Raw genomic sequence first — 12,068 nt, 5'->3', positions numbered from 1 at the left:
ACCCTTAAGAGAAGCTCTGTTTAGCGAGATGGATTTCCTGCATTTTGCTATCGTCCAGCCGATACCAGCGTAGCGTTGCAAAGGCGCACAGCGACAACATACCTGGAATGACAGTGAACAGGGCGACGATACAGTGCATGGCGAGCGGCGATTGTTCCGGGGCATTGGCGACATAACCGCTCAGGCCCAGCGTCCAGCCAACGATCGCGCCGCTGATGGCCATGCCCAGTTTCAGTACCGCGAGGAAAGTTGAGAAAATCACGCCGTCCATGCGTTTACCCTGTTTCCATTCGCCGTAATCGGCGACGTCGGCCATCATCACCCACATTAAGGTGGTGGTGGACTGGTAAAGCGTAGAAACGATAAAGGTGAGGGGAACCAGCACGAAAATGGATTTCGGCGCGAAGAACAGCGCAATGCTGAGAATACCGGCCAGCACCGAGCAGTAGCCGAACATCTGGACTTTGCTGGCGTTGCGGGTCAGGCGCTTGGCCAGCGCGCTGCCTGCGGCTTTACCGATTATATGCGCGGCGAGCATCCACATAAAATAGCCCGCATTGCCGAGATAATAGGTGACGAAATACATCATGGCACCCAGGCGAATCACCCCAAAGCCAATATTGGTTAATACCAGAACGGCGACAACGCGCCATTGATCGTTACGTAAGAGATCGCGTAACTCGGAAAGGTAATTATTATGCGTGGCGGGCGTTTTAATTCGCTCACGGGTATTGGCAAAGCAGATCCAGAACATGATGACGGCAATACTGGCCATAATCGCCATCGACCAGCGATAGCCCATTAATTTATCCGCGCCACCAATAAATTCAGCTAAAGGCATCATAAAGAACGTGGACATTGCGCCGCCGAGCGTGGCCAGAAAAAAGCGATACGATTGCAAAGAAATACGCTCTTTATTATCCGGCGTAATCACCGCGCCCATTGAACAGTAGGGAATATTAATGGCGGTATACATCAGCATCATGAAGGTATAGCTGACGGTGGCGAAAATCATTTTTCCCGTCAGGTCTAACGACTCCGGTACCGCGTAGGTCAGCAGGCAGCTGGCACCGAAGGGTAGGGCCAGCCACAGCATCCATGGGCGGAATTTGCCCCAGCGTGAAGTAGTACGGTCGGCCAGGTAGCCCATGGCCGGGTCGATGATGGCGTCGGCGGTGCGGGCCAGTAAAAACATTGTCCCGACAAAGGCGGCGGGGAGACCCACGACATCGGTATAATAGAAAGTCAGAAAAATAATAACGTTGTCTAAACCAATATGGCTGGCCATATCGCCTAAACCATAGCTGATTTTTTCCTTGCGGCTAATAAATTGACTCATGATCCACCCTGTCTTTGTAAGGTTATTTCAGCGAGCATTACCGGACCATGTTTAGGGAAAGGGGGAGGGGAAACAATTATGAGATTTTGCAATATCGTTATGTAAACTGCTTTTCGTGATACCGGTAACAATTCAATGCAAAATGAATCGTTCCAGTGGCGATAACGGGCATCATCGCCTGGTAATTATTATTTTTTGTTATAGCTCGCGACGAAACGCCACCAGTTCTGGCTGCGCAATGCGTAAATAGTCTTCGGTATTCAGAATAACGGATTTTTCCAGACGACCGGCATTAAACGCAATTTCATCAAACCGCGTGAACAATAACGGGTCTGCAATCAGACGCAGCGAGGGATGAAACGAGAACGGCGGGATTGCACCAAAAACGCAAGCGGTGAGTTGCTCCACCTCGGCCGGGCTGGCGAGGGATGCTTTTAACCCGCCCACGTGCTCAGCAATACGCGATAAATCAGCCTGTTGATCGGCGGCGAGTACTGCCAGAATATGTTGCTTGATGCCGTTGCCTTTTACTTTGCACACCAGCGCTTTGGCTCCCTGGCCCAGCGCCGTGCCGCGCATTTCAGAAACGGCTTCGCATTTACCCACCGCTTCATGGGTCATGACACGGTAGCGCGCGCGGTTTTCCGCTAACAAATCTAACAGATGCTGGTGAACATCCTGGGGCGCGTTGATTTCAGACATATCTTCTCCTTGCGACGAAAAACAGCCTTCAGGGTAGACCTTTTCGCGGCTAACTCAAGTGCTGAACGCTTAGCGAGAACGCTTCCCTTTTTTGTGCAGATACAACGCGCCGTCGGCTTTCGCAAAAGCGCTGTCCAGCGGCTCGCCCGGCTGCATCTGATAACCGCCCCAGGAGAATTTCACCGGGAAGCCGGTATCCATCGCCGCCAGATTGTTTTCAATACGTTTCACCACCTGTTGCGCCGCAGCGAGGGTATTATCTATGAGGATAATATTAAACTCGTCACCGCCGAGGCGAATGCCATAATCACTCTTACGAATCGACTGATCGATGGCTTTTCCCAACGCCTGAATCATACGGTCTCCCGCCTGGTGCCCCAGCGTGTCGTTGATACGCTTCAGGCCGTCGCAGTCCAGTGCGATGACGCTCACGGCAATGCCTTTAACAAGCAGCTCATCGATTTTTGCCTGTAGGGAAGGTGAGAGCAGCTTTCTGTTGTACAGGCCGGTCATCACATCCGTGATGTTCTCCCGCGAGAGACGTGCATTGCGTGTCAGATGGTAATTTGCGTAAGCGCAGAGCAAATAGGTGGTTAAGAGATAGCTGAAGATCAGCCATGTATTCGAGATGATAAAGTAGACGATATCCAGGCTGATGTGCAGAGAGTAGTATTGGGTGATCGCTTCTTTATGATGAATGAGTGTACGTACCCGCCAGGCAGGGTTATGGAAATTGATTTTTTTCCCGGTGGCGTTGTCTTCGATGTGCATCGACAGAAACTTCCAGATAACCGGTCTGTCGGCGGTATAGAAAGACGTTGCCAGGTCGCTGATATTTATATCGGTGATGATAATGCCTTTAAACGTGCTGTCTTTAAACACCGGCGTTAGCATGCTAATAATATTGTGGTGGGTGTAACCATCCCGATAAACATGAGAGATAATGTTTTCGCCCATCGCCAGATCGTTCAGGCTACTGTCATCAATGCTGATAGTGTGTGCACTTTTTTTGATATCGATTGAATTATGGTGAACAACCAGCCAGTTATTAAAGGTGTACTTATTGCTATCGACCAGTTTATTGATATAGATATAGGAATTAGCCACATCTATGTAATAGCGGATGTTATCAAACGCATAGCCGGAATAGTTGGAAAACGTGTACTTTGACGTTTTTCTGGCGGGCAGCGAATTGATCAGAGGCAGATAAGCGACATCGCTGATCCACTGCTCACAGGAGGCGTTGGTGGTCTGCAACGTGCCCGGTAGCGCCTGAAAATCATGGCTGGCAAGGTTAAAACCGTTTACACCGTTGAGATGCTCCAGTTTCTGACAGGCGCGGGTATCATGCTTCTTTATGTTGGCATCCGCTGAAAAAGCGCGCGATAACTGAAAGGCCAGATTCTGATTAATATACTCTTCGTGAAAAAGCGCGGAACGCCCGTTCTCAGAGATATAATTCATATAGTTATTGAGGTTGCTGTACTCTTTATACAAAAGTCCGAGGAATACGCAGGTCGATAAGATGACTATCACAAACGTTGTTTTTTTGCTGCTGAAATGTGACACGTTTATATCCTGAACTTCACTGGCGACGCTGAATTATAGCATGCATTTTTTCAGGATAGGGCACTAAGCGGAAATAACCTTTTCCGCTTAGTGTAAAGATAATTATCGAATAACCAGAACAGAACACTCCGCGTGTCTGACCACCGCCGCAGCGGTTGAGCCCAGGAGATAAGTGGTAAAATCAGGACGATGCGAGCTAATAATAACCAAATCCGCGGGAATGGTTTTCGCCAGGTCGAGGATTTTGTCCTTTGGCGCGCCTTCTGCGAAGTGCTTGTAAACCCGATCTTCCGGCAGGGAAAACTGCTTCACAATCTCGTCGAGCTTTTTCATGGCATCGGTTTCGAGATCGTCCATCACCGGCAGGTCGGCCACATAGCGTGCGCCAAGGGTGGCATAGTATGGATACAAAGGGAGTACGGTCAGGAAATGGACTTCCGCATCATCCAGACGGGCTTGCGCTTCTACCTGCGCAATCACGCGCTGAGTGAGTTCAGTTTCTGAAATATCAATCGGTACAAGAATTTTCTTGGTCATAATACCTCCTTTTGTCATCACCAATTTAAAAGTAACCGTTTATGGTGTGGGGGTATATTAAAAAGTGTACGTTTCGTGAGCTATACCATTTTTTAATGATAATCACCCCGATGAATAGCGTGCTGAGAATGTGCTGATAACAAAAATGAGGAAATCAGCCAGCAAAGGGTATTGCTGGCTGATTAGCGTCAGGCATCTTGCTTATGAAACAGTTCGCGGAATACCGGGTAGATATCTTCCTGGTCGCGAATATGCTGCATCGCGAAATTCTCAAACGTCGCCTGCAGATGCTCATATTCTCGCCACAGGGTTTGATGTGCCCGGCGGGTTATTTCGATATAGCTGTAATAACGGACTACCGGCAGAATCTTCTTCGCCAGCAGTTCATGACACAGCGGGGAGTCATCCGCCCAGTTATCGCCATCCGACGCCTGTGCGGCATAGATATTCCACTGTGCCGGGTTATAACGCTCCGTCACCACTTCATCCATCAGTTTCAGAGCGCTGGAGACAATCGTGCCGCCGGTTTCCTGAGAATAGAAGAACTCATGTTCATCCACTTCTTTCGCCTGCGTATGGTGGCGAATATAGACCACCTCAACGTTTTTATAGGTTCGGCTCAGGAACAGATAGAGCAGAATGTAAAAACGCTTGGCCATGTCTTTGGTGGCCTGATCCATCGACCCTGAAACGTCCATCAGGCAGAACATAACCGCCTGGCTGGTGGGCTCAGGCCGTTTCTCATAGTTTTTGTAACGCAGGTCAAAGGTGTCGATAAACGGCACGCGATCGATTTTTGCCCGCAGCTCAGCAATCTCTTTGCGCAGTCGCTCCTCTTCCAGCAACTGGGCCGGTTCGCTTTTCGCGACGATTTCCAGACTGGTTTCCAGTTCATGTAATTCGCGCCGTTTCCCCGCCGTCATGGCGGTGCGTCGGGCCAGCGAGTTTTGCAGCGAGCGAACCACGCTGATGTTGGCCGGTACACCGTTTGAGGTAAACCCCGCCCGGTGCGTTTTATACTCGGTCAGCTGGCGCTGCTGGTTTTTTCGCAGGTTTGGCAGCGCTAAATCTTCGAAAAGCAGATCCAGATATTCATCTTTCGAAATCTGAAAGACAAATTCATCCTGACCCTCGCCGTCAGGGCTGGCCTGGCCCTGACCGCTTCCGCCGCCACCGCCGCCCCCTTGTGGGCGCTCGATGCGGTCGTTTTGCACAAAGTGATCGTTACCGGGATGCACCCGATGGCGAAGCCCGCCGCGCCCCTGATGGAACATCGGCTCGTTAATATCATCCGTAGGAATGGAGACAGACTCACCGCTGTCTATGTCGGTAACCGAACGCTTATTGATGGCCTCGGAAATCGACTGTTTAATCTGCGCTTTATAACGGCGTAAAAAGCGCTGGCGATTCACCGCGCTTTTGTTTTTACCGTTAAGACGCCGGTCTATAAACCAGGTCATATTTCCCCTCCCGTACTGCCAACTTTTTACCGTAAGTAAATGCCGGATGGCGCTGCGTTTATCCGGCCTACGGAACGCTGTGATGCCCGGCAGGCAACCGCCGCCGGGCATGACATCATGACGATTTACGCACGCGCAGATACCATTCGCACAGCAGTCGTACCTGTTTACGGGTATAACCTTTTTCCATCATGCGATCGACAAAGTCGTCGTGTTTTTTCTGCTCGTCCGTCGACGTTTTGGCGTTGAAGGAGATAACCGGCAGCAGCTCTTCGGTATTGGAGAACATTTTCTTCTCAATAACCGTGCGCAGTTTTTCATAGCTGGTCCAGTTCGGATTGCGCCCGTTGTTGTGTGCTCTGGCGCGCAGCACAAAGTTGACGATTTCATTACGGAAGTCTTTCGGATTACTGATCCCGGCAGGCTTCTCAATTTTCTCCAGCTCAGCGTTCAGGGATTCGCGGTCAAACAGCTGGCCGGTATCCGGGTCGCGATACTCCTGATCCTGAATCCAGAAATCCGCATAGGTTACATAGCGGTCAAAAATGTTCTGGCCGTATTCAGAGTAGGATTCCAGATAGGCAGTCTGAATCTCTTTGCCGATGAACTCGGCGTATTTCGGGATCAGATAACCTTTGAGGAATTCCAGGTAACGTTCGGACAGTTCCTGCGGGAACTGCTCGCGCTCAATCTGCTGCTCCAGCACATAGAACAGATGAACCGGGTTCGCTGCCACTTCCGCATGGTCGAAGTTGAACACGCGCGACAGAATTTTAAAGGCGAAACGGGTTGAAAGACCATTCATCCCTTCATCCACGCCGGCATAGTCGCGATACTCCTGATACGATTTCGCTTTCGGATCGGTGTCTTTCAGACTTTCGCCATCGTAGACGCGCATTTTTGAGTAAATGCTCGAGTTTTCCGGCTCTTTCAGACGCGACAGAATCGAGAAGCGCGACAGGGTTTCCAGCGTGCCAGGGGCGCAAGGCGCATGTACCAGTTCACTGTGGTTAAGCAGTTTCTCGTAAATTTTGATCTCTTCCGAAATGCGCAGGCAATAAGGCACTTTGACGATGTACACACGGTCAAGGAACGCCTCGTTGTTTTTGTTATTACGGAAGGTGACCCACTCCGATTCGTTGGAGTGGGCGAGAATAATACCGTTGAACGGTAGGGCGGAGAGGCCCTCGGTACCGTTGTAGTTGCCTTCCTGGGTCGCGGTCAGCAGCGGGTGCAACACTTTAATCGGCGCCTTGAACATCTCGACGAATTCCATGATCCCCTGGTTGGCGCGGCACAGCGCGCCGGAATAGCCATAGGCATCCGGGTCGTTCTGCGCGAAGTGTTCCAGCTTACGGATATCCACTTTCCCGACCAGCGCCGAAATATCCTGGTTGTTTTCATCGCCCGGTTCGGTTTTCGCAATCGCCACCTGTTCCAGAATCGATGGCCACACTTTGACCACGCGGAATTTGGTGATGTCTCCGCCAAACTCATGCAGACGTTTTGCCGCCCACGGCGACATGATGGTGCCGAGGTAACGTGAAGGTACGCCGTACTCTTTTTCCAGAATCTGCGCGTCTTCCTGCGGGTTAAACAGGCACAGCGGATGATCGTTTACCGGGCTGCGCTCGCCGTTGGCGCTCAGCACGTAGATAGGCACCCGCTGCATCAGGGATTTCAGTCGTTCCGCCAGTGACGATTTACCGCCACCCACCGGGCCCAGTAAATAGAGGATCTGTTTCTTCTCTTCCAGTCCCTGGGCGGCGTGCTTCAGGTAGGAGACGATTTGCTCAATCGCATCCTCCATGCCATAAAATTCTTCAAACGCCGGATAGCGTCCAATGACGCGGTTCGAAAACAGACGGGAAAGCCGTGGCTCCTGGGCAGTGTCAACCATTACAGGCTCACCAATAGCCATTAATAGCCGTTCTGCCGCATTAGCATAGGCACTGCGGTCTTGCCGACAAATGGTAAGAAACTCCTGCAGTGTGAACTCTTCGTCCTTGGCAGCTTCATAACGCTGGCGATAGTGATCGAATATATTCATGGCATGCCGTCCTTTCGTCTTTTTTAGCACAGGTGGTTAAGAGCCGTTCGTATGAATAGTGGAGGCTCCCGGAAGCGGTCTGCCGCACGACGCTCGCTGCAAGTCCTGCAACCGAAATCCCCGGCTGCTGCACTCTTCACGAAAACATGCCCTGCGATGACGACTTCTAAAAATAAGCGTAGATGGCATTTGCAAAACTTGCATGCTGTCAAAAACGAATTTCAATGACATATCAATAACTCATCAAAAAATACGGTCATTTATTCTTTTTATGGAGATAAGGGATTTCTTTCTGCTGTCACGTGTTTGCAAACGTGCTGTCATCGATTTCCGAGAGAATATCGAGTCAAATTGTGCCATTTCAGGTAAAAAATTTGTGATAAGCGGACCTGACGGGTAAACTTCCGCCGCTGATAAGTTGAAAAAGGAATAAAGGATTGTGAATAAAATCAAACTTCTGACGCTGGGCGTGCTGCTGGCTACTTCTGCAACTGCCGTGCAGGCTGAAAGCAAACTGACCCTGGGGGCAGGCGTTGGTGTCATTCAACATCCCTATAAACAGTACAGCAACGATGTTGTGCCGGTGCCGGTCCTGACCTATGAAAGTGAAAACTTCTGGTTCCGTGGCCTGGGCGGCGGTTACTATCTGTGGAACGACGGTACCGATCAACTTTCCCTGACCGCGTACTGGCTGCCGATGTACTTCAAACCGAGCGATAGCGACAGCCATAAATTGCGTCGCCTCGATAGCCGCCATTCGACGATGATGGCCGGTGTCTCCTGGTTCCACCATACCCAGTACGGTTCTCTGCGTACCACGCTTTCCGGCGATACGCTGGATAAAAGCAACGGTCTGATTTGGGACCTGGGCTGGATTTATCGCTACACCAACGGCAATCTGACGCTGACGCCAGGTATCGGTGTTGAGTGGAACAGCGATAACATGAACGACTACTACTATGGCGTGTCGCACAAGGAATCGCGTAAAAGCGGCCTGCGTGACTACAGCGCTGATGGCGGCTGGAACCCGTATCTGGAGCTGAGCGCGAACTACCGTTTCCTCGGCAACTGGAGCGTTTACGGCACCGCGCGTTATACCCGTCTGTCGGATGAAATCACCGACAGCCCGATGGTGGACAAAAGCTGGACCGGTTTGCTCTCAACCGGTGTCACTTACACCTTCTGATCCTCGCATCGCTGTATCGAGCCCGCCACTGGCGGGCTTTTTTTTGGCATTTTTCCGGAAACTGTTTAGGGTAAGAGATAACAAAAGGAGGATGTCATGGCAGATAAAACGGTTTTACTCGCCGGGCAACGCTTGCCAGCGATTGGCCAGGGGACGTGGTATATGGGTGAAGATGCCAGCGCGCGGCGTGAAGAAGCCATGGCGCTGCGGGCGGGCGTTGATTGCGGGTTGACGTTAATTGATACGGCGGAGATGTACGCGGAGGGCGGCGCGGAAGAGGTGGTGGGCGAGGCCATTCGCGGGCTTCGCGACCGTGTGTTTTTAGTGTCGAAGGTATACCCGTGGAACGCCGGGGGCAGCAATATGGCCGCCGCCTGCGAAGCCAGCCTGCGGCGATTGGGCACCGACCATCTCGACCTTTATCTCTTACACTGGCGCGGGAACTATTCGTTGCAGGAAACCGTGACGGCGATGGAAAAGCTGGTGGAGCAGGGAAAAATCCGTCACTGGGGCGTGTCGAACCTCGATTACGCCGATATGCAGGAACTGTGGCAGGTGAAAGGCGGTGAGGCCTGCGCGGCGAATCAGGTGCTCTATCATCTGGCTTCGCGTGGAATCGAATACGATCTTCTTCCCTGGTGTCTGCAACACTCAATGCCGGTAATGGCGTACTGCCCGCTGGCGCAGGCCGGGCGTTTACGCAATGGATTGTTTACCAACCCGACAGTGAAAGTCATTGCGGATGCGCATCAGGTTACAGTCGCGCAGGTGCTACTTGCATGGGTTATTCGGCAGCAGGGCATCATGGCCATTCCGAAAGCGGCGAAAGTAAAACATGTGGAAGAGAATGCGGCGGCGTTGACGCTGACGTTAAGCGAGGAAGAACAGGCATTGCTGGACAGCGCGTTCCCGGCCCCGGGACATAAAACGGCGTTGGACGTCGTCTGAAGAAAATGCCTGATGGCGCTTTCGCCTATCAGGCCTACAGAAAATTGCGGTAATTGTAGGCCGGATAAGCGCAGCGCATCCGGCAAGCAGCCCGCACAAAAGTGCGGGCTAACCACTTAGCCTTTCACAACCTTAATGGTCTGGCTCAAACGAGACGGTTTATCCGCCGTCGCTTTTTGTGTTTTGCTGGCGCACGCGGTTTCTACACACACGAAGGTTTTATAGCCATCGTCCGGCATATCGCCCATGCTGACAGACAGCGCCGGGCCTGGGTTCCAGCCCACAACGTCCGGGTTATGATGGTGAATCACGTTAATGCTGCGGTTCAGCGCCGCATCGTGGATCACGCTGCATGATTCCGGGTTCAGATAAACGCGGTCGGTACGGTCCGGGAAGGTTTGTACGCCGTCGCTCAATACGCCTTCTTTGGCATCGTTTACTTTATCGATAAAGCGATCGCCAAGGCCGCTCACTTTTACCGCGTGGATATCGCCCACGTTGAAATAAGTGTGCAGCGCGCTGGTGGTTTCGAAATCACCGTGTGCTTCCAGTTCGATTTCACAGGTTTTACCCAGTTTGAAACGGGCGAGCAGGGTGAAGTCGTGCGGCCAGTACTGGCGAGACGCCTCGCTGCTTTGCAGTTCAAAGGTCAGTACTACGCCGTTGTCATCTTCGTTGTGTGCTTTCAGCGCCCACGGCAGGTTACGGGCAAAACCGTGAGAAGGCAGGCCTTGCTGAGCCGCCGGGCCGAACCATGGCCAGCAGATAGGCACACCGCCGCGCAGCGCAACGCCGTTTTTAAACGGGGTATTGTTGCTCAGCCACAGCACATCCGCTTCTCCCGCCGGTTTCCACGACAGCAGGTGAGCGCCCTGAAGCGCAACGGAAGCTTTAACTGCCGGGTGATCAACAACGATAACTTCCAGCTCATCAAGCTGACGACGGGAGAGCACAGGGGTAAGTTGTTCGATTACCGGAAGTGCAAAAATTTTATTAATCATTACGCAATCCTTCTTTTCAAACAAAAAAAAGAGCGACCGAAGTCGCTCTTTCAGATTACTGTTTCATCTCAACTTATTTGGAGATGTGAGCAATCAGGTCCAGAACTTTGTTGGAGTAACCGGTTTCGTTGTCGTACCAGGATACCAGTTTCACGAAGTTGTCGTTCAGTGCGATACCAGCTTTAGCATCGAACACGGAAGTGCAAACTTCACCGTTGAAATCGGTAGATACAACGTCGTCTTCGGTGTAACCCAGAACGCCTTTCATCGGGCCTTCGGAAGCAGCTTTGATTGCTTTCTTAATTTCTTCGTAAGAAGCAGCTTTTTCCAGACGAACGGTCAGGTCAACAACGGATACGTTCGGAGTCGGAACGCGGAACGCCATACCAGTCAGTTTGCCATTCAGTTCTGGCAGTACTTTACCTACTGCTTTAGCAGCACCGGTAGAGGACGGGATGATGTTCTGGGATGCGCCGCGGCCGCCGCGCCAGTCTTTGTGAGACGGGCCATCAACGGTTTTCTGAGTAGCGGTGGTCGCGTGAACAGTAGTCATCAGACCTTCGATGATACCGAAGTTGTCGTTGATAACTTTAGCCAGCGGAGCCAGGCAGTTAGTGGTGCAGGATGCGTTAGAAACGATGTCCTGGCCTTCGTATTTGTCAAAGTTAGCGCCTTTAACAAACATCGGAGTGTTGTCTTTGGACGGGCCAGTCAGAACAACTTTTTTCGCACCAGCAGTGATGTGTTTGCGAGCGGTTTCGTCAGTCAGGAACAGGCCAGTTGCTTCAGCAACTACGTCAACACCAACTTCGTTCCATTTCAGGTTAGCCGGATCACGCTCAGCGGTAACACGGATTTTTTTACCGTTAACGATCAGATGACCGTCTTTCACTTCAACGGTACCGTTGAAACGGCCGTGAGTGGAGTCATATTTCAGCATGTATGCCATGTAGTCAGCGTCTAACAGATCGTTGATTGCAACGATCTCGATGTCAGAACGTTCCTGAGCAGCACGGAAAACAATGCGACCGATACGGCCAAAACCGTTGATACCTACTTTGATAGTCATATATTCCACCAGCTATTTGTTAGTGAATAAAAGGTTGCCTGTAAAATTACAAAAACCTTACGCAGCGTCAAGCGGAATCGTGTCAATCATTGCGACAAATCAATCCTCAGCACAACCTTTGCTCGATTGAAATGCCTCACTCTCCCTTTGAGCTTGTAACCACATGGGGTCGGCGCGGCGAATTTTAAAGGTTACAGCAGATAAAAA

The 12,068-nt window shown here is 51.4% G+C and carries 10 protein-coding genes; 2 read left to right on the top strand and 8 right to left on the bottom strand.

The window, feature by feature from the left end; translation table 11 throughout:
* Positions 1-4 precede the first annotated feature (4 nt).
* The 6 genes from ACWWFX_RS15275 to yeaG all read right to left on the bottom strand — a co-directional run bounded on the left by ACWWFX_RS15275 (position 5) and on the right by yeaG (position 7,657).
* Complete coding sequence (locus ACWWFX_RS15275; protein WP_473224175.1) at positions 5-1,339, bottom strand: glycoside-pentoside-hexuronide (GPH):cation symporter; 1,335 nt, start codon at positions 1,337-1,339, stop codon at positions 5-7.
* A 198-nt stretch (positions 1,340-1,537) separates the two neighbouring features.
* Positions 1,538-2,041, bottom strand: a complete 504-nt coding sequence (locus ACWWFX_RS15270; protein ID WP_276220131.1) for a YbaK/prolyl-tRNA synthetase associated domain-containing protein — start codon at positions 2,039-2,041, stop codon at positions 1,538-1,540.
* A gap of 69 nt (positions 2,042-2,110) precedes the next feature.
* Complete coding sequence (dgcJ, locus tag ACWWFX_RS15265) at positions 2,111-3,610, bottom strand: diguanylate cyclase DgcJ (protein ID WP_473224174.1); 1,500 nt, start codon at positions 3,608-3,610, stop codon at positions 2,111-2,113.
* Between the two features lie 102 nt (positions 3,611-3,712).
* Positions 3,713-4,147: a universal stress protein UspF gene (gene uspF, locus ACWWFX_RS15260; protein WP_473224173.1), complete on the bottom strand. Its 435-nt coding sequence runs from the start codon at positions 4,145-4,147 to the stop codon at positions 3,713-3,715.
* Positions 4,148-4,335: 188 nt separating this feature from the next.
* The gene (locus tag ACWWFX_RS15255; protein ID WP_149464747.1) at positions 4,336-5,607 is read right to left on the bottom strand and encodes a YeaH/YhbH family protein; all 1,272 of its coding nucleotides are present in this window, start codon (positions 5,605-5,607) and stop codon (positions 4,336-4,338) included.
* A gap of 115 nt (positions 5,608-5,722) precedes the next feature.
* Positions 5,723-7,657 (bottom strand): protein kinase YeaG, encoded by a 1,935-nt coding sequence (gene yeaG / locus ACWWFX_RS15250; RefSeq protein WP_473224172.1) that lies wholly within the window; start codon positions 7,655-7,657, stop codon positions 5,723-5,725.
* A gap of 439 nt (positions 7,658-8,096) precedes the next feature.
* On the opposite strand from yeaG, the gene ACWWFX_RS15245 reads away from it, so the two are divergent.
* The gene (locus ACWWFX_RS15245) at positions 8,097-8,843 is read left to right on the top strand and encodes a MipA/OmpV family protein (RefSeq protein ID WP_276223454.1); all 747 of its coding nucleotides are present in this window, start codon (positions 8,097-8,099) and stop codon (positions 8,841-8,843) included.
* A gap of 96 nt (positions 8,844-8,939) precedes the next feature.
* Entirely contained in the window at positions 8,940-9,791 is an 852-nt protein-coding gene (locus tag ACWWFX_RS15240) for an aldo/keto reductase (protein WP_473224171.1), read from the top strand.
* Positions 9,792-9,907: 116 nt separating this feature from the next.
* Here the strand turns inward: ACWWFX_RS15240 and ACWWFX_RS15235 are convergent, their stop codons facing one another.
* Complete coding sequence (locus ACWWFX_RS15235) at positions 9,908-10,792, bottom strand: D-hexose-6-phosphate mutarotase (RefSeq protein WP_276223449.1); 885 nt, start codon at positions 10,790-10,792, stop codon at positions 9,908-9,910.
* A gap of 73 nt (positions 10,793-10,865) precedes the next feature.
* Positions 10,866-11,861 carry a glyceraldehyde-3-phosphate dehydrogenase gene (gene gapA / locus ACWWFX_RS15230; protein WP_149464751.1) on the bottom strand — a complete coding sequence of 332 codons (996 nt, stop codon included), beginning with the start codon at positions 11,859-11,861 and terminating at the stop codon, positions 10,866-10,868.
* Positions 11,862-12,068: the final 207 nt, after the last annotated feature.

The organism is Pseudocitrobacter sp. 2023LY-00077, from assembly GCF_055796175.1.
Note: the sequence above shows the minus strand (reverse complement) of the source record. Positions and strands in the feature narration are given on the sequence as shown.

Excerpts from the sequence above, each read along its gene's own strand:
- ACWWFX_RS15240 (WP_473224171.1), top strand. The coding sequence starts at position 8,940 with ATGGCAGATAAAACGGTTTTACTCGCCGGGCAACGCTTGCCAGCGATT.
- ACWWFX_RS15275 (WP_473224175.1), bottom strand. The coding sequence starts at position 1,339 with ATGAGTCAATTTATTAGCCGCAAGGAAAAAATCAGCTATGGTTTAGGC.
- uspF (WP_473224173.1), bottom strand. The coding sequence starts at position 4,147 with ATGACCAAGAAAATTCTTGTACCGATTGATATTTCAGAAACTGAACTC.
- ACWWFX_RS15235 (WP_276223449.1), bottom strand. The coding sequence starts at position 10,792 with ATGATTAATAAAATTTTTGCACTTCCGGTAATCGAACAACTTACCCCT.
- gapA (WP_149464751.1), bottom strand. The coding sequence starts at position 11,861 with ATGACTATCAAAGTAGGTATCAACGGTTTTGGCCGTATCGGTCGCATT.
- ACWWFX_RS15270 (WP_276220131.1), bottom strand. The coding sequence starts at position 2,041 with ATGTCTGAAATCAACGCGCCCCAGGATGTTCACCAGCATCTGTTAGAT.
- ACWWFX_RS15255 (WP_149464747.1), bottom strand. The coding sequence starts at position 5,607 with ATGACCTGGTTTATAGACCGGCGTCTTAACGGTAAAAACAAAAGCGCG.
- yeaG (WP_473224172.1), bottom strand. The coding sequence starts at position 7,657 with ATGAATATATTCGATCACTATCGCCAGCGTTATGAAGCTGCCAAGGAC.